Below are 20,477 nucleotides of genomic sequence, written 5' to 3' on the forward strand. Positions count from 1 at the left end.
TGTTTTTGCAGTGAAGAATTTGCTTTTCAATAATTGTTGAAAACAGTAGGTTTGCAATGATAGGCTTATAAAGTCAGTAAAGCGTTGGATAGACTGTTGAAAGTGGGAAGAGAGGGTTAAGAATCAATGCTGTGTACGAGTGATTGGATAGTCATGTAATTTATTTTATTACTTCCTTAACTTGCTTTGTCGTAGTTTAGTACAGTCTGCAGCTCGTTGCCTATAAATGCCTATACTAGAAAATAATGAACATCTTACCTAAATTATGGTAGAATACTGACTAAGAATATCCGAATGAAGAGATAGAGGAGGGGACATTTATGACGCGTAAAGTGGGAATTATTGGATTAGGTCACGTTGGTGCAACGGTGGCACACGGCTTGATAGCACAAGGGGCTTTTGATGACTATGTCTTGATTGATACGAACGAGGCAAAGGTTGCAGCAGAAGCTATGGATTTTGCGGATGCCGCAGCCAATCTTGGTCATCATGCCAATATCATAATCAATGATTATCAGTCCTTGGCAGATGCTGATGTTGTCATTTCGGCTTTGGGGAATATCACGTTACAAGACAATCCTCACGCGGATCGCTTTGCAGAGCTTCCATTTACCGCTAAAGAAGTTCCAGTTGTTGCTCAGCAATTAAAAGCTGTTGGCTTTAAGGGAGTATTGGTGGTCATTTCAAATCCAGTAGATGTCGTGACTAGCCTTTATCAGAAATATACAGGTCTGCCCAAGGATTCTGTCATTGGGACAGGTACCTTGCTGGATACTGCAAGAATGAAGCGGACAATCGCTCAGCAATTTACAATAGATGCTCGAAGTGTACAGGGATATAATCTGGGAGAGCATGGCAATTCCCAATTCACCGCCTGGAGTCAAGTCAAGGTCAAGGGACAGGCAATTTCTGATTTTCTTAGTACAGCCGAATTGGAACGCTTGGAAAAAGCAGCGATGATGGGCGGTCATACGGTCTTTTATGCTAAAAAATACACCTCTTATGGTATTGCCAGTGCGACCATTCGTTTAGTCTTAGCCATCGTGTCAGATGCCCGTGAGGAATTGCCGGTTTCTCACTACTATGAGCCTTTAGGGACCTATCTTAGCTATCCAGCCATTGTCGGACGCGCAGGAATTGTCGAGCGGGTTCAGCTAAATTTGACAGATGACGAGGAGAAAAAATTAATCGCTTCGGCCCGTTTTATTCAGGAAAAATGTAGGACTTGTATCTGTAAATAAGGCAGCTTGATTCAGGAAGTCGTTTTTCGATTATCAAGGCATTTTTTTGAAAGAGTAGGGGTGTCTACTGAAAAAGCAAAGATGAGTAGTGGAAAACTAGTCTTAAATAGGAGTAAAGGGAATTCATACGGGCTCTTGCAGAAAGTTTTCTAGGTCTTTGGTTAGGAGTGATTGAATGTGTTTTTCGGAAAATGAGAGATACTGTTGTTTGTGATATAATAAGAAAAAATTGGGAGGGATAGCGTCATGCAGTTGAGGAAGAATGTAGGCAGACTGGTTGGAAGCTTGCGCGTGCCAGGTGATAAATCCATTAGTCATCGTTCGATCATGTTTGCTAGCCTGGCCCAAGGTGTGACCAAGGTTTATGGTATTGTACGAGGAGAAGATGTGCTCTCAACCATGCAGGTCTTTCGTGACTTGGGAGTTCAGATTGAGGATAAGGGAGATGTGATTGTGATTCAGGGGGTAGGAGTTGACGGTTTACAAGCTCCGACCAAGCCCCTTGATATGGGAAATTCTGGCACTTCTGTTCGCTTGATTGCAGGTATCTTGGCCGGTCAGGACTTCGAAGTAACAATGATTGGCGATGCCAGCCTTTCAAGACGTCCCATGGATCGCGTAACGATTCCATTATGTCAAATGGGGGTAAAGATTGCAGGTAAAACCGAGCGCGATTTGCTACCTTTGACCATGAAAGGAACCAAAGAATTAGCCAGCATTCATTATCAATTACCCGTTGCTTCAGCTCAGGTCAAGTCCGCACTCATTTTTGCTGCTCTACAAGCTCAAGGAGAATCTACCATTGTCGAAAAAGAATTGACCCGCAATCATACCGAAGATATGATTCAACAGTTTGGTGGAGACATCTGTGTCAAGGGTAAGGAAATTCGTATCAAGGGAGGACAGACCTTTACAGCGCAAGAAGTACAGGTGCCAGGTGATATTTCTAGTGCAGCTTTCTGGTTAGTGGCAGGACTCATTGTGCCGAATGCTAAGATTGTCCTTGAAAATGTTGGAATTGCTGAAACCAGGACAGGGATTTTAGAGGTTATCAAAGCTATGGGAGGCACTATCGCACTTACTCAGGTGGACGAAGTGACGAAAGCTGCAACGATTACAGTAGAAACGTCTGAGCTAGAGGGCACGGAAATTGCAGGTGATATCATTCCACGTTTGATTGATGAATTACCGATTATCGCTCTCTTGGCGACGCAGGCTAATGGGACAACCATTATCCGTGATGCAGAAGAACTCAAGGTCAAGGAAACTGACCGAATTCGGGTGGTGTCAGATACCTTAAATAGCATGGGAGCAGACATTACACCGACTGAAGATGGTATGATTATCAAAGGAAAAACACCACTTCATGGGGCAAGTGTTCATACCTGTGGCGACCATCGAATCGGCATGATGGCAGCTATTGCCAGTCTCTTGGTAAAAGATGGTGAGGTGCATTTGGAACAAGCAGAAGCAATTAATACTAGCTATCCAAGTTTCTTTGATGATTTGGAGGGATTACTAAAGGAGAAATAGTATGGCAATTCTTTTACTGGGATTTATGGGAGTAGGAAAGACAACCGTTTCTCAGCATATCAAGCGTCCTTTCTATGATATGGATACAATCATTGAAGAAAAAATCGGGATGTCCATTTCTGACTTTTTCGTTAAAGAGGGGGAGGTTGCCTTTCGGAAACTTGAATCAGAAACCTTAGAAGAACTCCTGCAGCTTGAGGGTGACCTTATCATCTCGACAGGTGGTGGTGTGGTTATTGCAGAAAGAAATCGGCTTCTCTTGCGTCAGAACCAGAAGCATAATGTATTGTTAGTCGCTTCGTTTGAGGTCTTATATGATCGGATTAAGCAGGATCACAAGTTCCAACGTCCCCTTTTTTTGAACAATTCAAAAGAGGAGTTTCGCGGTATTTATGAGCGGCGAATGGTACTGTATGAGGGGTTGTCTGATTTGGTAATCAATACAGACCACCGTATTCCAGAAGAAGTAGCAAGGATTATTCAATGTATATAGGATTTTTAGGACCACGGGGTTCCTTTACGCACCAAGTGGCACACCAGACTTTTCCAGCAGCAGAATTGGTACCTTATGACACGATTACAGAGGTTATGAAAGCTGTTGAACAACATGCGGTTGATTATTCAGTCATTCCAGTTGAAAATTCGATTGAAGGTAGTGTTCATGAAACGATTGACTACCTCTTTCATCAGGCAGACTTGCGGGCAGTAGCTGAGGTGATCCAACCGATTTTTCAACAGCTCATGGTTACTTCTCACTCAAGAGATATCCAAGTGATTTACTCTCATCCGCAAGCGTTAGCTCAAGGAAAAAAATATATTGATGCGCATTACCCGCAGGCACGGCTTGAAGCAACAGCAAGTACAGCCTATGCAGCGCGCTTTGTGGCAAGTCATCCAGACCAGCCTTTTGCTGCGATTGCACCACAAGCAGCAGCCCAGGAATATGGTCTCAACATTGTTGCGCAAGATATTCAAGAAATGAACCAGAATTACACCCGTTTTTGGGTATTGGGAAAGTCAGCACTCACCCTGCCATTGGCATCAACTGTCAGAAAATGTTCGCTGGCGCTGACCTTACCAGACAACCTACCAGGTGCTCTTTACAAGGCGATGTCAGTTTTTGCTTGGCGAGGAATTGATTTGACCAAGATTGAAAGTAGGCCCTTGAAAACGGCTCTGGGAGAGTATTTCTTCATACTTGATGTAGGCAACCCTCAACCAGAATTATTGGATTATGCCTTAAAAGAATTGACAAGCTTAGGGATTTCTTATAAGATTTTAGGAGACTATTTTATTTATCAGGCTCAATGAAAAGGGAAGTACAATGACAAGATATGAGAGCAACCTCACTCATCATGAGGAATTACGATTAGATTATTTACGGAAAAATATTCACTACCTAAATGATAGGGAGCAAAGAGAATTGGCCTATCTAGAGCGGAAATTAAAGGGCGATATTGTGCGAACATCGCATCAAGCATATCATAGAAGTCGGGCAGTAGAGCCAGAGGAATGGGCAGAAGAAGCAGAGGATTTTTATGATTTAGAGATGGATTCAGACGGAGATGTCTTACCTGCCTATCCACGTCAGAAAAAGCCCAAGACTCGTCCTATCAAGCAACCCAAGATTCGGAAGAAGAAAAAGGGGCGACTCAAACGCTTCTTTAGGTTACTCTTACTGGGCTTTATCTTATTACTTGCAGGCTTGGGCTTCATGTTTGTCAAAGGAATGAAAGGCGTTGAAACGAAGCCATTAGTTGAATCCTTTAATGGTCAGGCTACCAATAATGGGGTAAATATTCTTATCCTAGGGACAGATGGTCGGGCTGGTGAAAGCTCAGACCTGACGCGGACAGATTCGATCATGGTCTTAAATGTCAATAATAAGGATAAAAAAGCTAAGCTCGTGAGCTTCATGCGTGATACCTTGATTGATATTGACGGAGCTGATTACAAACTGAATAGCGCCTATACATTTGGAGAGCAAAATGGTCATAAGGGGGCTGAAAATGTCAGAGAAGTGCTGAAAGAAAATTTTGACATCAATATTCAATATTATGCTCTTGTTGATTTTTCAACCTTTGCAACGGCCATCGATACTCTTTTTCCAGAAGGAGTGACCATCGATGCTCAATTCGGAACAGTAGATGGTCAGCAGGTTTCATCGGTTGACATTCCAGATGATTTACATATGGAAAATGGTGTGGTACCGAATCAGACGATACCGGTTGGGGTGCAGAAAATGAACGGTACCACCCTGCTCAACTACGCTCGTTTCCGTAAAGACGATGAGGCGGATTACGGACGGACCAAACGTCAACAACAGGTGATTGCAGCTATTTTGACGCAAGCAAAAAATCCAATGAAACTCTTTTCTGGAGCCGAAGCATTTGGAAAGGTCTATGCCTTGACCTCTACTAATATTCCGCAACATTTTCTAGTGACGAGTGGTCTCTTTATCATGCTGGATGCTAAAAATGGGGTTGAACAGGCAACCATTCCTACCATTGGAGATTGGATAGATGAGTATGATATCTATGGTGGCCTAGGAATTAAGATTGATTTTGACAAATACCAGAATCGCTTGAGTGAATTGGGCTTACGTTGATACTTCTCTTTGAAAAAATATGTGAGCATGGGGATTGAACAAAAGCCTATCTCTACTTCTCAGAGTTCACATCAGCATCATAGCATAGGTTGATTGTCAACAGCTATCATGCCGTTGAAGGTTGGAAATCATGAAACCTTGTTCCCTGTTGGTTCAAGGGAATGGGTTAAAAACCTCTACTGGTAGGGCAGGTTCACTCATAGTTGTTTCCTTTTTAGGCTCCAAATCTGGCCTTTACGACTGACGCGAACGAATTCGCTTCATTTCCAACCTCCAACAGTCACTACTCTGACTGATGGAGCTGTGCGGGGTGGGAGTGAAAGGATCTATTCCCAGCCCCTTTCGGCTCAAACCTAGAAGTGGAGAAGTAAGGAAAAGCGGCTAGCTAGCACATTTTTTCTTGCTCCTTTGCCTATCCTCAATAAAGATGAAGACTGGCTGGCAAGGAAATTCCAAGACGGAATGGGTACTCAATGAAAAGCAAAAATAGTTATCCGCTAGTGCTTTAGCCGTAGACTGTTTGATGATGAAACTATTTAAAGAGTAAATGACGATGAGGATTGATGGAAATCAACCGTTAATTTAAATGCAAGAACTGTGATATAGTTGCTCAGTTTTAAGTTCTTATCTCGTCTTGCCGAACTCTTGTTATATGGGCGACTCGTTGCCTAGTGTAGTGCTTCATCAAAATTGAAAAACACTATACTAGGTTTAAGTGAGCAATTTTTGAGCTTGATTGGGCATGAAGTTTAGTCATGGAAGAAGATGCGATTTGGTGACTAGTATAGTCATTTCGTTTATCTTTTATTACTTCGTTCACTCACTTTGCCGTACTCTAGTACAGCCTGCAGCTTCTTGCCTAGTACTAAAAGCAAACGAAAAGACAATAATTTAAGATAGATCAATCGTTAGGAAAGTATAGGAATCCAGTAGGGGTGTTAGAAATAGACCAATCAAGTGAGTGACGATTAGTAGCCAAGCTTGGAAATTGAACCTTGAAGATAGTATTGAAAGATTGTGCTACGTTTTGTTGACAATGTAGCTGTGGAATAGAAAGAAGACAGATGATCAAAAAGAATGATATTGTAGAAGTAGAGATTGTGGATATGAGCCACGAGGGGCTAGGAATCGCAAAGGTAGATGGCTTGGTCTTTTTTGTGGAAAATGCCTTGCCTGGTGAGGTGGTTCAGATGCGTGTGCTCAAGGTTAATAAAAAAATTGGTTATGGAAAGGTGGAGGAACGCCTAACGACTTCACCTGACCGCAATGAAGCGATTGATGCAACCTATTTACGAACTGGGATTGCAGATTTAGGGCATTTACACTATGAGGCACAATTAGCCTTTAAAACCAAGCAAGTCAAGGATAGCCTACGCAAGATTGCAGGTATCAAGGATATAGAAGTTCCTCTTACATGTGGTATGGAGCAGCCCTTTGCTTATCGTAACAAATCCCAAGTTCCTGTCCGCCGTGTCAATGGGCAACTAGAAACGGGGTTTTTCAGGAAACACTCTCACGACTTGATACCGATTGAACATTTTTATATCCAGCATTCTGAGATTGATCAAGTGATTGTGACCGTACGTGATTTGTTACGCCGCTTTGACCTCAAACCCTATGATGAACAAGAAAAATCAGGTCTTATCCGAAACGTTATTGTCCGCCGTGGTCATTACACAGGCGAGATAATGGTCGTTTTTGTGACCACACGTTTAAAAATTTTCCGCATCGAGCAGTTGATAGAACTTTTAGTAGCACAGTTTCCACAGATTACCTCAATCGTGCAAAATATCAATGAACGCGACACCAATGTCATCTTTGGGACAGAGTTTCGCTTGCTATATGGGAAAAATGTCATCACTGACCAAATGCTAGGAAATACCTTTGAAATTTCAGCGCCGTCCTTTTATCAGGTCAATACCGAAATGGCAGAAAAACTTTATCAGACAGCCATTGATTTTGCAGATGTCACATCAGATGACCATGTAATCGATGCTTATTCTGGAATCGGAACGATTGGCCTTTCTTTTGCCAAGCATGTAAAGGCAGTCTATGGTGTAGAAGTAGTGGCTCAAGCGGTGGAAAATAGCAAAAGCAATGCGTGTCTAAATGGTATCACCAATGCCCATTTCGTCTGTGATACAGCTGAAAAGGCTATGGCCAAGTGGGTCAAAGCAGGCATTCAAGCGAGTGTCATTGTTGTAGATCCCCCACGAAAAGGCTTGACAGAAAGTTTTATCGAAGCTAGCATCCAGATGAATCCAGACAAGATTGTCTATATTTCCTGCAATGTCGCTACCCTTTCTCGTGACCTCAAACGCTACCAAGAACAAGGATATAAACTCAGCAAAATCCAACCCGTCGACCTCTTCCCTCAGACACATCATGTGGAGTGTGTTGCTCTGCTCATAAAATCCTAGAAAGGGATAATGGAAAGCCTTGATTGCAAGGCTTTTTGCTTTGGGATGGGGAAGTATCAGAGTGAGTAATTTTTTGGAGTGAGTAGGAGTGATAGCTAGAAATTATCCAATTCTATTTCCATTTACCCTGTGGGGATGTATTTGTTTCCATAGATTAGGGGCTAATGGTAATAAACGTACTCAGCTCCTTATTTTTTTATGTTCTAGAGAGGAATATAATCGTTAGGCTTTATGGCTCTATTTTATCTAATTCATTAATGTAATCATTGATTTTTATGTACATTAGTTTATTATCAAATATTTTACATAATTCTCTAGCTTCAATATAGTAATTTTTGATTTCATTTTTATCCATGATATGTTGACCAGCATTTCCTAATATAGTTAAGAGAGGGGCTAGTTGATATACTGTGCGATGTTTTTTACAATACTCGATTGTTTCTAGAGCTATTTCAATGGCTTCCATATTCCTATTTTTGACTGAATGTAAGTAATGGGCGTAATTGTATTGTACTTTTATGTAGACAAATAGATTTTTTTGATTGTCAAAATCTGTATTCTCATATATGTGTAGAAGTCTACGATAATTCTGCTCGTATTTCTCATCCTTCCCCAGTAAGGAATAGAAATTTGATAGGGTGTTCAATGAGAGTAAGAAGAGTTCAGACTGATTGTTTAACTTAGTGATAGCAGCTTCTAGTTGAGCAATAGCTTTATCTTGATTATTATTTCTATAAAATAGAATCAAAGAATGAATCCAGACTAGATATGCCTTGTCATATTCAGTTAGATATGAGTTTTTTTCAATTTCTAAATGATAGAAATATTCTAAATCAACATAATTTCTATCTTCCAGAAGTCGTTGAGAAATCCTTTTAAAGTCTATTAGTGAAGAGGTTTCAGAGAAATTCTCATTGAAGAAATAATCTACTGTGACGCCAAGTCGTTGAGAAAGCTTAAATAGTAAGTCAGCACCTGGAATAAAGATTTTTCTCTCTATTTTACTGACTTGACTTTGTTCGCATATGCCTTCTGCCAACTCTTGTTGGGTTAATTTCAATTCTTTTCTTTTAAATTTTAGTTTTTCAGCAATAATCTCCATAGCTATGTGGCCCTTTCTGTGTAATTCATATAAATAGATTATACACTATTTTTCTTTTTATCTTACCTAAAAAAGTATTTTATAAAAAGTTGCAAACAACTAAAAAAATCATAATAAAACAAATGAACCTAAAAACATTGACAAATATATTCATAGAGTGATATTATTGAAGAAAAATGGAAAGGGTTTCAAAAATGAAGAAAACTAAAAAAATTATCTCATTGCTATTACTAGGAGCGACACTCCTATTTGTGAATAACATTCCTACCGATGAGGACAGTAGCAGTAAGATTCAGTTCCTACAAATAGGGAAGATTACTGTTCAAAGCTATTCAGGAGTTGATGTCGGAAAAGCAGATTAATCAAGTTAATAGTGGTTGGAGAAAAGAGATGTTCAAAAAATATCCCTGTACGATGCAACATGATCAGTCGGATTGTGCGGCAGCAGTTGTTTCGACAGTTCTTTTATCTTACAAAAAAGAATTGTCTATTATGAAAATTCGTGAGATTATCGGAACGGATATGTATGGGACGACTGTTAGTGGGATTGTGTCTGGTCTTGAAAAGCTAAATTTTACTGTCAAAGCTGTTCGTGTTGCACAAAAAGATTTGACTTCTAAATTGACATTTCCTGCTATTCTTCAGATAAAAAATGACTTGGGACAGAACCATTTTGTGGTGCTGCATCGAATCAAGAAAAATGGTATCTTAATTGTAGCAGATCCTGCAAGGGGAATGCTTAGGGTGTCTCGTGATGAGATGGAAGAAGTCTATCAGGGAATAGCACTTTTCATGGTTCCCAATTCGGAATTTGAAAAAGGAAAATTAAAAGGGAAGGGTTTACTAGAACTATTTATCTCATTAATTTTTAGTCAAAAAGGTTTAGTAATGACAGTTATACTGGCTTCCTTTGTACTCAGTATTATCGGTATTTTATCCAGTCTTTTTTCAAAGGTTGTCATGGATGAGGTAATTCCATATGGTTTGAAAAATAGTTTGTATCTTTTCTTACTTATTTTTGGGCTAGTGTCTTTTTTACAGAGTCTACTATCTGCTTTCCGCCAACATATTTTATTATTTCTATCACGAAAAATAGATATTCCTGTTCTGATGGGATACTATGATCATATCATCCATCTGCCATACAGTTTTTTTGGTAGTAGAAGAGTAGGGGATGTCCTAACACGATTCCAAGATGCGATGACGATAAAGAATGTATTTACATCAGTGTCTATTTCGTTGATTATGGATATCACCTTATCAGTTATTAGTGCGTTCGTCTTATGGACGATTAACCAGTCCTTGTTTCTTATCCTAGTGTTAATGGTTATTGTGAATATCATTCTTATCTACTGTTTTAAAAAGCCTTATAAGAAGATTAACCACGAACAAATGGAAGCGAACGGTCTTCTAAACTCTCAGTTAATAGAATCTATTCGTAATATTGATACTATCAAATCACAACATGATGAAGAACAACGCCTAAATAAAATTGAAGAAAAATTTGTGCATACTTTAGAAATTGGATACAAAGAGGGTGTGTTACAAAATGTACAATCTACAGTCTCTTCAATGGCTTCAACGATTGGTGGATTACTGTTTATGGGTATAGGAGCATTATTTATCATTGACAGTAAGATGACGATTGGTGACCTTCTGGTATTCCAAACCTTGAGTCAATATTTTACAGAGCCTGTACAAAACTTAGTTGGTCTCCAGTTGACCTTTCAGGAGGTACAAGTTGCAGTTAGTCGCCTTCAGGAATTGATGGAAGTTGACAGAGAGGATACCAATCTTGATTACAGTGTCAGAAATTTTTCCTTACAGGATAATATTACGTTCAATCATGTGACCTTTGCGTACGGTTCACGGTTGCCTGTCATTAAAAATTTTAATTTGACGATAAAACAAGGTGAAAAAATAGCCTTTGTAGGAGAAAGCGGTGCGGGTAAAAGCACCTTAGTTCGATTATTGCTCCGTTTCATCCATCCGAGTGAAGGGAATATTCGTATCGGTCATCATGGCTTATTGGATTTGAACTATGGGGAATTACGGGAGAAAATTTCCTATATCCCTCAGACCATTGAACTATTTACTGGGACCATTATTGACAATCTGAAAATTGGTAATCCTGATGCGACCTATGAAGATATGATGCGAGTCTGTCGTATTGTGGGAATTCATGATACCATTCAGCATCTGCAAAATCGCTATGCTTCTTTTGTGGAAGAAGGTGGTCAAAATTTCTCTGGAGGTGAGAAACAGCGATTGGCTATTGCGAGGGCTTTACTTAGCAAGGCTGACTTATATATCTTCGATGAAGCAACCTCCAACTTAGACTCGTTTAGTGAACAGATTATCCAAGATTTAATCTTTAATAAGATTATTGGTAAGACAACAATTGTAGTAGCTCATCGATTATCTACCATTCTTCGATGTGATAAAATTTGTTTCCTAGAAAATGGAGCCATTGTAGAGTATGGGACTCATGAAGAATTGATGGCAAAAAATGGGAAGTATGCTCGAATGGTTGGCTTACAGAGTGTTCAGGTGAGTCAACAACTCCAGCCACAGGCAGTGTTGGATACAGAGGAGGTTACGTATGGCTAAGCTAGAGGTGAAAGATAATAAAAAACTTGTTTTGAAACAGGTCATTTGTAAAAAGATACATGGTACTAAAGTAGAAGATGTTGACCATGAACTTGATAAATTTCAACAACATTTGCAATTAGTGAAGGCACAGGTGTTTGGTCCACTCATTGTGAAGAGTTGTGGAACGGTCATTCATAATGATGGTTCCATAACAACTGATTTTGAATTTTATGTTCAAGCCCATAATGCACAACAGTATCAGAATATCTATGATACTCAGGATATTGTATCTGTTCCCCATTGCTTATATGTGCGCTTTGAAGATAGTCCAGAGAATCTTCAATTTGCTTATTCAAAATTGGAATTGTACATATATGAAAATGATATACAGACTGATGGGACAGTTTATACAGTCTATGTCAACTCTTCTCCTGAAAAATGATAGTGGATATTTTTAGACCAATAATAAGCCTATGAAACTATATAATAAATCAGAATTACGTTATTCTCGGATTTTCTTTGATAAGAAACCGCCGGCCTATGCCTTTGTTCTCATTATTTCAACTGCTCTTATTTTAGTTGGGGCACTGATTGGTGCGGCTTATATTCCAAAAAACTATATTGTAAAAGCAGGTGGGAATGCAGTTATAACAGGGACAGAGTTTCTATCAGCAGTTGCCTCAGGTAAAGTAGTAACGATGCACAAATCGGAAGGAGAAGCGGTAAAATCTGGAGAGCTCATCCTTTCCTTATCTAGTGGTCAAGAAGGATTGCAGGCTGATTCTCTAAATAAGCAATTGGAGAAGTTACATGCAAAGGAAGCCATATTTCAGAAATTTGAGCAATCATTAAACGAGAAAGTCAATCATATGGCTAACTCTGGGGAAGAACAGGAATATTATGGCAAAGTAGAATATTATCTGTCTCAATTAACTTCAGAAAGTTATAACAGCGATTCACAGTATTCTAAACTTTAAGATGAATATGTAAAGTTAAATAAGTTGATTGATACAAAAAATCAATTAGATACTGATTTACAAACGGTACAAAATGAGTTGGTTCAACTCCAGCAACAACTAGCTTCGTTGCCTATTTCAGATTTGACAACGGATACAAGCAGTAGCGGTACGTTTACTTCATCTACCGTCATTGCGACAGATGCTAGAGCCGAGTTAGAAACAAAAATACGTGAGATAACTACGAAAATCGAAACGATTAGGGCGAATATCACTGCAAAAAATAGTGAGATAGAGGGTCAGCAAAGTAGTATTAGAGATATGGAGCGTTCGTATAATGACCCTACCTCACAGGCTCATAATGTTTACGCCCAGTTAGTCAGTGAACTAGGAACCGCTCGATCGAATAATAATAAAAGTATCACAGAACTTGAGGCGAATCTCGGTATCGCAACAGGACAAGATAAGGCTCATAGTATTTTAGCCACAAGTGATGGAACATTACATTATATTGCTCCATTGAAACAGGGGCTGTCTATCCAACAAGGGCAGACTATTGCAGAAATTTCAGGGAAAGAAAAAGGTTACTATGTAGAGGCTTTTGTAGTTGCAAGCGATATTTCCCGTGTATTCAAAGATGCTAAGGTTGATGTAGCGATTACAGGTGTCAATAGTCAAAAATATGGGACTCTTAAGGGAAAAGTCAGACAGATTGATTCGGGAACAATTGTGCAAGAGACAAAAGAAGGAAATAGAAACCTCTATAAAGTGATTGTAGGTTTGGAGGACTTAACCTTAAAACATGAAAATGAGACTATCGTTCTTCAAAAGGATATGCCCGTCGAAGTTCGCATTGTATATGATAAAGAAACATATCTTGATTGGATTTTAGAGCTGTTGAGTTTTAAACAATAATTGAGTTTAAACCTTAGTTACCTTAAAATAAACACTAAGATAGAGAGAGGCTATCTTATCTTAGGGGATTAGGGACTGTAAACTAAGTTGTCTACTACTTTGTTAGGGCAATTACCTAACCATGCTTAATAATAAAGGAGAATTCTTATGGAACTCGTATTACCAAATAATTATGTAGCTATTGAACAAGACGAAATGATGTATCTTGATGGTGGAGATTGGAATAATTTTAAACGAAATATTGAAGGATTGTGGATTAGTAGTGCTGGATTAAGATTTGCAATGAGAGAGTCTGGTCTAACTAATTATGCTGGGAAAGCAATTGTGGCGAGCTATCCGATATTAATGGCCAAAGCTGCTACAATTTCCGCCCCAATCATTTGGGCAACGGGCGGAGCAGCAGCAGTTGTTGCAGCTGGGGCAGGTGTTGCCTTATGGAATATGAGATTATTCTATTAATATAAGGTATAAATAACTATATGGCGAATACTCTGATAGAGTTATTCGCCCATCGTTTTATATGACAAATAAACCACCCGCTATGCGGGTGCGCGACGAAGGTTATACCCAAAAAACTCCAAACGCGATACAATAAAGGTGTTCAAGCCTATTGTAAAGCGAGAGGAGAAAAGTATGGCACAAAAGGCACATAGTTTATCACATACAAAGTGGTTATGTAAGTACCACATTGTCTTCACACCTAAGTATAGACGAAAAATCATCTATAATCAATATCGAAGTAGTCTAGGAGAACTATTCCGACGTTTGTGTAGTTATAAAGGCGTAGAAATTATCGAAGGACATTTGATGCCTGACCATGTTCACATGTTAGTCAGCATTCCACCGCGGATAAGTGTATCAAGTTTCATGGGATACTTAAAAGGTAAAAGTGCCTTAATGATGTTTGATAAACGCGCCACCTTAAAATATAAATTTTAGAACCGCCATTTTTGGGCAGAGGGATATTACGCGAGTACGGTTGGTCTCAATAAAGCCACCATAAAGAAATACATCTAAGAGCAAGAAAAACATGATATCGCACCAGATAAGCTGAGTGTGAGAGAGTATGAAGATCCCTTTAGGGATAATAGCAAGTAGTACAACTGCCTCTTTGAGAGGCTAGTGACGAGTCAAGAGCAGTGAGGCTTGAACAAAGTGAAAGCCAGCGTCTTTAGGCGCTGGCTAGGAATGTGGGCTTATAACCCCGGTTCAAATCACCCGTTTGACGGGTGGTCATGATTTACATTGAATAGGCGGTGGTGGAATGAAAACAAAGAATATTTTTGAAAAAATTTTACTTTTTTTGGTTATTATAAGCAGTGTATTCTGTGTTAGTCCATTATTTATAAAAATGAATATAGTTGCTAACCCGCTTAATATCATCTTGCTCTTTACTCTATCTATACCTATGTTTTATATTTTATCCCAATGTTTGCACACAATCCTGCTATTCATAACATCAGTTTTTTGTAAAGCAAATCCTATATATGTATACATATTGTTAGTGATAAAGTTGTATTCTAGAATGTATCGTGGGATTTTTTTTAATCAACTGATGGGTTTTAGCCCAGGACTAGTCGTCTATGATAAAGAGACAAGGATATCTAAAAACTTTTTTATCCTCTATTACTTCCTTTATTTCATTACACTTATTGTCTACTATGTAATGTTTACTTTTATATATCCGAATGTTTCACTTTTACCACTTATTCCATTTTCAATCATAATAGCACTTATTCAAGGATTGTATAAGGCTGAAAATCAACAATTGTTTTTATTGAAATCAAAAGTGCTGACAATATTAAACTCTAGGAAGGATTGTCATTTTAAAGTGGATAATTACCAAGCTATTTGGAAATTGAAAGCACAATCTGAATTACCATTTATTGCTTTGTCCTATGTGAGTTTAGTCAAGGACTATATTCCCCTAGAGGAATATAAAAGAATTGAATTACTTGAAGATATTCGATTTAACAATATGAATCAGCAAAGAGCTTTTTATGGAATGCTGGATGTTATAAAGTTAAATTTATATCTCAGAAAATATAGTCAGAAAACTAGATATGAGGTACTGCTAGACAAAATGTTGGGAGACAAATCACATTTCTTTCTACTGAAACAGAACATAGAGGCCAGTTTAGATGGTACAAGTCCTCTATCTTTGTCGCTAGCAATTTCAGAACTTCAATTTTTAATTGAAGTTTACTCACTAAAGTAGGTATCCTAAAAACGATATGATGTAATCCACCTTTGTTTATAAAATAGAAATACAACTGTGTGTGATTATTAAAAGTTGCGAATAACCAAAAATATGGAACTCTCAAGGGAAAGGTCAGACAGATTGATTCGGGAACAATTGTGCAAGAGACAAAAGAAGGAAATAGAAACCTCTATAAAGTGATTGTAGGTTTGGAGGACCTAACCTTAAAATATGAAAATGAGACTATCGTCTTTCAAAAGGATATGCCCGTCGAAGTTCGCATTGAAGTTCGCATTGTATATGATAAAGAAACATATCTTGATTGGATTTTAGAGCTGTTGAGTTTTAAACAATAATTGAGTTTGAACCTTAGTTACCTTAAAATAAACACTAAGATAGAGAAAGGATATCTTATCTTGGGGGATTAGGGAATGTAAACTAAGTTGTCTATTACTTGTTAGGGCAATTACCTAACCATGCTTAATGATAAAGGAGAATTCTTATGGAACTCGTATTACCAAATAATTATGTTGCTCTTGATGTATCTTGATGGTGGAGAACCTCTTTCGGTTTCAGCAATAGTTACAATGGCTTTAGCAATTGGAGGAGCATCGTACTCTACAGGGTATGTATTGGGAGAAAGGGTGTACTATGCTGGATATACGAATGCAGATTATCAAAAGAATAAATGGTTGATTAGAGCCGCATTCGCTCCTGCCTTTGGAGGATTAGGAGCAATCGTTTTACTTGGGTTTGAGAATCGTTTTTATGATCTAGTTAGTGGAAAGGGTTAATGTGTTAAAAATCATAAGTATCGTTCAATGTTTTATCGTCATTTTATTATGTATTAGTTTCTTTCTTTCGAGAAGAGAATTTGATTCATTGAATGTTGTCCTTGCTTCTATCATCATATCAGAACTTGCTTTATTGGTCATGTTGTTGCAGGATAAGTTTTCCTAGCTTGTTACCTGTTGGGAGTGCCTTTTAACTACAATTTTGAAAGGGATAAAAGGTATGAATGGTACTTAATAATAAAGGAGAATTTTTGTGGAACTCGTATTACCAAATAATTATGTTGCCCTTGAACAAGACGAAATGATGTATCTTGATGGGGGATTATCTGTACCTAATGGTGCTCTAGCTTTTGGTGTTAATTCCGCCATTAACGCTACAATTGCATATTTTATGGGTGGTGGCGGAGGAATTGCTTTATTTAAGGCTGCGATAAAAGCTGTTGGTCGACAAACATTTACTAGATACCTAAGAGGAGCCTTAGTAAACTTTATAGGTGTTCAAGCTGCAAATAGAATATCTGGAAAAGTTGTTGGTTTTGTCTTAGGAACAGGAGGCTTGAGTGTCGGTGGGATGTTAGCGAGACATTTGGATTCAGGAGATAAACATCCAAATAACGGCTGGTGGGATATTACATAATTTATGTGGCAAAAATATTTTTTAATCATCATAGCTCTTATTGGAGTACTACTTGTATTACTTAGCATGTATGTCATTCCATATATTGAAAAATATAAGGAAATGGAATTACCAATCTTTTTAATTGGGGTGATTATAATACTGGGATCTTTATTTTTAATAAAAATTTTTAATAAACCTTAAGATTTCTAGAATCAACTTTGTAATACAACTGTACTGCTCTCCAAAAGTTGGACGTTCTATATTAGACTTGTTCGGAAACTCAATGAGTTCATTTTAAATCGACAGGTAAGGTAGCAACAATTTCTGCACCAATTATTTGGGCAACTGGGGGAGCAGCTGCAGTAGTAGCAGTTGGCGCTGGAGCAGCTCTTTGGAATATGCGTCTATTCTACTAGAATAAAGAGTAACATTATAGCTAAGGTGAATATACCAGTGTTTTTAGAGTATTCTAGTTAACTGTGTATATTCACTTTGTATTCATTTTTAGAGTCCTAGACAATACTTAAAGGAGAAGTTATGAAAAACAACAAGACTTTGAACCGCATCCCAAAAGTTAGACAAAAATCTAACGATTGGGGGTCTAGCATGACTGCTCCTATAACGTTTCGTAACCGCCCAATAACAAGGTATCTATCCCATCACTCCCTCCCCCAGTATACTGTTATAAAAAAACAAAACTGGAGGATTTATTATGTCACACCCCATCGTCCCATTAACTGTTCCTCAATCTCATCGCTTTGAAAAGAAAAGCAGAAACGATATTCTGATGAAAATTCGTCTCGAAAAATTGGAAGTCACATTCTTCCAATCTATCAACCCTGAAGTAATGGAAACAATCTTGGATAAGGTGCTGCATTATGACCATCCAACTCAGTGATTTAGGTCAAGTCTACTTGGTTTGCGGGAAAACGGATATGCGTCAGGGGATTGACTCTCTAGCCTATCTTGTCAAAAGTCAATTCAATCTGGATCCCTTCTCGGGACAAGTCTATCTCTTCTGCGGAGGTCGAAAAGACCGGTTCAAAGCTCTTTATTGGGACGGACAAGGATTTTGGTTATTGTATAAACGTTTTGAAAATGGGAAATTGACCTGGCCAAACAATGAAGAAGAGGTCAGGGATCTAACTTCCGAACAAGTAGACTGGCTCATGAAAGGATTTTCTATCAGTCCCAAAATAAATGTTTCAAAAAGTCGTGATTTCTATTGAAATCATGGCTTTTCTTTCGGTATAATGAAATAAAAAAGAAGGAGGCTCACTAGTATGGATGAGTTATTGGCCATTATTAAACAATAGACCTCAACGATTGAACAACTTACCAATGAGCTAACCCTCCTTCGTGAACAGGTTGAGTATCTGAGACAGAAACTTTACGGAAAATCATCAGAGAAGGTTGTGTATCAACCCAGTCATCTGAGCTTGTTTGGTGAGGAATGCCTTCCTGAAGAAGAAGCCGACTTACCCAGTTGAAACAGAGATCATCACTTATAAACGCAAGAAAGCTAAGGGAGTTCGTCAGGCTATTTTTAGTCAGTTTACTCCAGAGATAGTGCATTACGAATTGCAGGGCGAAGACTGCACTTGTCCAGACTGTCATGGTCAGATGAAGGAGATTGGCTCTACTGTTCAACGACAAGAGTTGGTCTTTATTCCTGCACAGTTAAAGCGGATTGACCATGTCCAACATGCCTATAAGTGTCAGGCGTGTAGTCAGAAGAATCTGAGCGATAAGATTATCAAGGCTCCTGTTCCTAAGGCACCTTTGGCACACAGCTTGGGTTCAGCCTCTATCATTGCCCACACCATTCACCAGAAATTCAATCTGAAGGTACCCAATTACCGACAGGAAGAGGATTGGAACAAGCTTGGCTTGCCAATCAGTCGGAAAGAAATAGCTAACTGGCATATCAAGTCTAGTCAGTATTATTTCGAACCGATTTATAACCTGTTGCACGAGAAATTACTGAAACAGCCTATTCTCCATGCGGATGAAACCTCCTATAAGGTCTTGGAAAATGATAGCCAATTGACCTTCTACTGGACCTTCTTATCTGGGAAGCATGAGAAAAAGGGAATCACCCTCTATCACCATGACAAACGACGGAGTGGCTTGGTTGTGGAGGAAGTTCTCGGGGACTATGCGGGCTACGTACATTGTGATATGTGGTCAGCCTATCGGCAGTTAGATAAAGCACAGCTAGTTGGTTGTTGGGCTCATGTCAGGAGAAAGTTTTTTGAGGCGACTCCTAAGAAGACCGACAAGACCTCCTTAGGAGCTAAGGGCTTATCCTATTGCGACCGCCTATTTGCCCTGGAGAGTGACTGGGCTGACTTGTCTACTGAGGAACGGCTACATAAACGTCAGACAGAGCTGGCTCCCTTGATGGATGAGTTCTTCGACTGGTGTCGTGAACAGTCTGTCTTGCCAGGTTCCAAATTGGGTACTGCAATGGAGTATAGTCTTAAATATGAAACTACCTTCCGAACCGTTCTCTCGGATGGTGACTTAGTCCTGTCCAACAATATGGCTGAGAGAGCAATGAAAACCTTGGTTATGGGCAGAAAAAATTGGTTGTTCTCCCAAAGTTTTGAGGGAGCCAAGTCGACAGCTGTCATTCTGAGTCTTTTGGAAACAGCCAAGAGACACGGACTTGATGCAGAGAAATATATGACCTATCTTCTAGAACACTTACCTAACGAGGAGACACTCGCAAAAAAGGAAGTTCTAGAAGCTTATTTGCCATGGGATAAAAAAATTAAGAGAGCATGTAAATAGAAAAAGGTTCCAGAGTCGACAGGACTTTGGAGCCTTTTTCTATGTACTTTGTTATTGGGCGGTTACGAAATAATGACAGAGGCCGCAATGATATCAATGCCTGGGATAGAATCCAATAGTTCTACCTGCTTCTCGTATTGTGATAGATAGCTATTGATTCGCTCTTCCAACAACTCAATCTGCTTCTGATAAAAATCATAAATCTCTAAGGACTGCTTTAACATGAAGCGATGATGGTCAGAGAAATAACCATCCAAGGCATCCAGAAGCTGTGGCACTTTCTTCTTCAAGCTGGTATAAACGGATTGATGGATAAGGCGAGAGGTGAGAGGCGTTTCATCCATCAATAGCTGAAGGAGATTACGACCAGAGAGCCCCATAATATCTTCGATATAGGTCGTTAGCTTAATATAGTCGTTTAGTCTATAAACAGTATTCTAAACTTTCATATACAGACTTTCCAGCTCTGAGTAGATTCCGAACCTTGTTTTTGAGAGTAGCCCAATATTGTTCAATCGGGTTGAGTTCAGGAGAATAGGGAGGTAATGGAAGAAAATAATGTCCCTTGCCTATGGCAAGCTTATCCAATTTCGCTTTAGGATGGAAGCTGGCATTATCCATCACAATAAGATGTGGCTCTGACAAAGAGGGTAAGAGCTGGTTATCAAACCATTTGGTAAAAAAGGCGCTCGTCATACTGT

22 protein-coding genes and 2 pseudogenes are annotated in these 20,477 nt (G+C 39.0%); 21 read left to right on the top strand and 3 right to left on the bottom strand.

What is annotated here, in order from left to right; genetic code table 11:
• The first annotated feature begins 320 nt into the window (after positions 1 to 320).
• The 6 genes from E4T79_RS03085 to rlmD all read left to right on the top strand — a co-directional run bounded on the left by E4T79_RS03085 (position 321) and on the right by rlmD (position 7,802).
• Positions 321 to 1,241 carry an L-lactate dehydrogenase gene (locus tag E4T79_RS03085; protein WP_135027586.1) on the top strand — a complete coding sequence of 307 codons (921 nt, stop codon included), beginning with the start codon at positions 321 to 323 and terminating at the stop codon, positions 1,239 to 1,241.
• Between the two features lie 246 nt (positions 1,242 to 1,487).
• Positions 1,488 to 2,774, top strand: coding sequence for a 3-phosphoshikimate 1-carboxyvinyltransferase (aroA, locus tag E4T79_RS03090; RefSeq protein ID WP_135027590.1), 1,287 nt, complete (start codon positions 1,488 to 1,490; stop codon positions 2,772 to 2,774).
• 1 nt (position 2,775) lies between these two features.
• Positions 2,776 to 3,267: a shikimate kinase gene (locus E4T79_RS03095; protein WP_135027592.1), complete on the top strand. Its 492-nt coding sequence runs from the start codon at positions 2,776 to 2,778 to the stop codon at positions 3,265 to 3,267.
• Positions 3,258 to 4,085, top strand: a complete 828-nt coding sequence (pheA, locus tag E4T79_RS03100) for a prephenate dehydratase (RefSeq protein WP_135027595.1) — start codon at positions 3,258 to 3,260, stop codon at positions 4,083 to 4,085. The genes E4T79_RS03095 and pheA overlap by 10 nt, the downstream gene beginning before the upstream one ends.
• Before the next feature lie 13 nt (positions 4,086 to 4,098).
• On the top strand, positions 4,099 to 5,382 hold the full coding sequence (locus tag E4T79_RS03105) for an LCP family protein (RefSeq protein WP_135027598.1): 1,284 nt from the start codon (positions 4,099 to 4,101) through the stop codon (positions 5,380 to 5,382).
• 1,064 nt (positions 5,383 to 6,446) lie between these two features.
• Positions 6,447 to 7,802, top strand: coding sequence for a 23S rRNA (uracil(1939)-C(5))-methyltransferase RlmD (gene rlmD / locus E4T79_RS03110; protein ID WP_135027601.1), 1,356 nt, complete (start codon positions 6,447 to 6,449; stop codon positions 7,800 to 7,802).
• A 229-nt stretch (positions 7,803 to 8,031) separates the two neighbouring features.
• Here rlmD and E4T79_RS03115 read toward each other — a convergent pair whose 3' ends face one another.
• A complete protein-coding gene (locus tag E4T79_RS03115; RefSeq protein ID WP_135027604.1) occupies positions 8,032 to 8,904 on the bottom strand; it encodes a helix-turn-helix transcriptional regulator in 873 nt (290 codons plus the stop codon).
• 194 nt (positions 8,905 to 9,098) lie between these two features.
• Between E4T79_RS03115 and E4T79_RS10975 the strand changes: the two genes are divergently transcribed.
• The 15 genes and pseudogenes from E4T79_RS10975 to E4T79_RS03190 all read left to right on the top strand — a co-directional run bounded on the left by E4T79_RS10975 (position 9,099) and on the right by E4T79_RS03190 (position 19,776).
• A complete protein-coding gene (locus tag E4T79_RS10975) occupies positions 9,099 to 9,266 on the top strand; it encodes a hypothetical protein (RefSeq protein WP_167752610.1) in 168 nt (55 codons plus the stop codon).
• 28 nt (positions 9,267 to 9,294) lie between these two features.
• Positions 9,295 to 11,514, top strand: coding sequence for a peptidase domain-containing ABC transporter (locus E4T79_RS03120; RefSeq protein ID WP_135027607.1), 2,220 nt, complete (start codon positions 9,295 to 9,297; stop codon positions 11,512 to 11,514).
• Positions 11,507 to 11,938, top strand: coding sequence for an AraC family transcriptional regulator (locus E4T79_RS03125; protein ID WP_228063772.1), 432 nt, complete (start codon positions 11,507 to 11,509; stop codon positions 11,936 to 11,938). The genes E4T79_RS03120 and E4T79_RS03125 overlap by 8 nt, the downstream gene beginning before the upstream one ends.
• 31 nt (positions 11,939 to 11,969) lie before the next feature.
• Positions 11,970 to 12,473 carry a hypothetical protein gene (locus tag E4T79_RS11280; RefSeq protein WP_228063773.1) on the top strand — a complete coding sequence of 168 codons (504 nt, stop codon included), beginning with the start codon at positions 11,970 to 11,972 and terminating at the stop codon, positions 12,471 to 12,473.
• Positions 12,474 to 12,497: 24 nt separating this feature from the next.
• Positions 12,498 to 13,367, top strand: coding sequence for an HlyD family efflux transporter periplasmic adaptor subunit (locus tag E4T79_RS11285; protein WP_228063774.1), 870 nt, complete (start codon positions 12,498 to 12,500; stop codon positions 13,365 to 13,367).
• A gap of 147 nt (positions 13,368 to 13,514) precedes the next feature.
• Positions 13,515 to 13,826, top strand: a complete 312-nt coding sequence (locus E4T79_RS03135) for a hypothetical protein (protein WP_135027610.1) — start codon at positions 13,515 to 13,517, stop codon at positions 13,824 to 13,826.
• 174 nt (positions 13,827 to 14,000) lie between these two features.
• Positions 14,001 to 14,465: pseudogene (gene tnpA / locus E4T79_RS03140) on the top strand (IS200/IS605 family transposase).
• 427 nt (positions 14,466 to 14,892) lie between these two features.
• The gene (locus tag E4T79_RS03150) at positions 14,893 to 15,585 is read left to right on the top strand and encodes a hypothetical protein (RefSeq protein WP_245168037.1); all 693 of its coding nucleotides are present in this window, start codon (positions 14,893 to 14,895) and stop codon (positions 15,583 to 15,585) included.
• Positions 15,586 to 15,725: 140 nt separating this feature from the next.
• Positions 15,726 to 15,923, top strand: a complete 198-nt coding sequence (locus E4T79_RS03155) for a hypothetical protein (RefSeq protein ID WP_228063775.1) — start codon at positions 15,726 to 15,728, stop codon at positions 15,921 to 15,923.
• Between the two features lie 120 nt (positions 15,924 to 16,043).
• Positions 16,044 to 16,361 (top strand): hypothetical protein, encoded by a 318-nt coding sequence (locus tag E4T79_RS03160; RefSeq protein WP_280643154.1) that lies wholly within the window; start codon positions 16,044 to 16,046, stop codon positions 16,359 to 16,361.
• Between the two features lie 253 nt (positions 16,362 to 16,614).
• Positions 16,615 to 16,998: a hypothetical protein gene (locus tag E4T79_RS03165; RefSeq protein ID WP_135027618.1), complete on the top strand. Its 384-nt coding sequence runs from the start codon at positions 16,615 to 16,617 to the stop codon at positions 16,996 to 16,998.
• Between the two features lie 694 nt (positions 16,999 to 17,692).
• On the top strand, positions 17,693 to 17,878 hold the full coding sequence (locus E4T79_RS03175) for a hypothetical protein (protein ID WP_135027621.1): 186 nt from the start codon (positions 17,693 to 17,695) through the stop codon (positions 17,876 to 17,878).
• A complete protein-coding gene (gene tnpB / locus E4T79_RS03180) occupies positions 17,859 to 18,209 on the top strand; it encodes an IS66 family insertion sequence element accessory protein TnpB (RefSeq protein WP_135027624.1) in 351 nt (116 codons plus the stop codon). Before E4T79_RS03175 ends, tnpB begins: the two co-directional genes overlap by 20 nt.
• A 96-nt stretch (positions 18,210 to 18,305) precedes the next feature.
• Entirely contained in the window at positions 18,306 to 18,470 is a 165-nt protein-coding gene (locus E4T79_RS03185; protein ID WP_245168039.1) for a transposase, read from the top strand.
• The gene (locus tag E4T79_RS03190) at positions 18,424 to 19,776 is read left to right on the top strand and encodes an IS66-like element short variant transposase (RefSeq protein WP_135027627.1); all 1,353 of its coding nucleotides are present in this window, start codon (positions 18,424 to 18,426) and stop codon (positions 19,774 to 19,776) included. Before E4T79_RS03185 ends, E4T79_RS03190 begins: the two co-directional genes overlap by 47 nt.
• A gap of 65 nt (positions 19,777 to 19,841) precedes the next feature.
• On the opposite strand, the pseudogene E4T79_RS03195 reads toward E4T79_RS03190, so the two are convergent.
• Together E4T79_RS03195 and E4T79_RS03200 are read right to left on the bottom strand one after the other, a co-directional pair.
• Positions 19,842 to 20,186: pseudogene (locus E4T79_RS03195) on the bottom strand (IS110 family transposase); the annotation flags it as partial.
• A 13-nt stretch (positions 20,187 to 20,199) separates the two neighbouring features.
• Positions 20,200 to 20,477: transposase (locus tag E4T79_RS03200; protein WP_194183773.1), on the bottom strand; the 278-nt coding region annotated here is incomplete at its 5' end.

The organism is Streptococcus sp. LYSM12 (genome assembly GCF_004569635.1).
Classification (GTDB): Bacteria; Bacillota; Bacilli; order Lactobacillales; family Streptococcaceae; genus Streptococcus.

Bases quoted from the DNA above. Each gene is read 5' to 3' on its own strand.
- aroA (WP_135027590.1), top strand. From the start codon at position 1,488: ATGCAGTTGAGGAAGAATGTAGGCAGACTGGTTGGAAGCTTGCGCGTG.
- E4T79_RS03085 (WP_135027586.1), top strand. From the start codon at position 321: ATGACGCGTAAAGTGGGAATTATTGGATTAGGTCACGTTGGTGCAACG.
- E4T79_RS03175 (WP_135027621.1), top strand. From the start codon at position 17,693: ATGTCACACCCCATCGTCCCATTAACTGTTCCTCAATCTCATCGCTTT.
- E4T79_RS03105 (WP_135027598.1), top strand. From the start codon at position 4,099: ATGACAAGATATGAGAGCAACCTCACTCATCATGAGGAATTACGATTA.
- E4T79_RS03135 (WP_135027610.1), top strand. From the start codon at position 13,515: ATGGAACTCGTATTACCAAATAATTATGTAGCTATTGAACAAGACGAA.
- E4T79_RS03150 (WP_245168037.1), top strand. From the start codon at position 14,893: ATGTATCGTGGGATTTTTTTTAATCAACTGATGGGTTTTAGCCCAGGA.
- E4T79_RS03120 (WP_135027607.1), top strand. From the start codon at position 9,295: ATGTTCAAAAAATATCCCTGTACGATGCAACATGATCAGTCGGATTGT.
- E4T79_RS03125 (WP_228063772.1), top strand. From the start codon at position 11,507: ATGGCTAAGCTAGAGGTGAAAGATAATAAAAAACTTGTTTTGAAACAG.
- E4T79_RS03160 (WP_280643154.1), top strand. From the start codon at position 16,044: ATGCTTAATGATAAAGGAGAATTCTTATGGAACTCGTATTACCAAATA.
- E4T79_RS11280 (WP_228063773.1), top strand. From the start codon at position 11,970: ATGAAACTATATAATAAATCAGAATTACGTTATTCTCGGATTTTCTTT.
- E4T79_RS03115 (WP_135027604.1), bottom strand. From the start codon at position 8,904: ATGGAGATTATTGCTGAAAAACTAAAATTTAAAAGAAAAGAATTGAAA.
- tnpB (WP_135027624.1), top strand. From the start codon at position 17,859: ATGACCATCCAACTCAGTGATTTAGGTCAAGTCTACTTGGTTTGCGGG.
- E4T79_RS10975 (WP_167752610.1), top strand. From the start codon at position 9,099: ATGAAGAAAACTAAAAAAATTATCTCATTGCTATTACTAGGAGCGACA.
- rlmD (WP_135027601.1), top strand. From the start codon at position 6,447: ATGATCAAAAAGAATGATATTGTAGAAGTAGAGATTGTGGATATGAGC.
- E4T79_RS03095 (WP_135027592.1), top strand. From the start codon at position 2,776: ATGGCAATTCTTTTACTGGGATTTATGGGAGTAGGAAAGACAACCGTT.
- pheA (WP_135027595.1), top strand. From the start codon at position 3,258: ATGTATATAGGATTTTTAGGACCACGGGGTTCCTTTACGCACCAAGTG.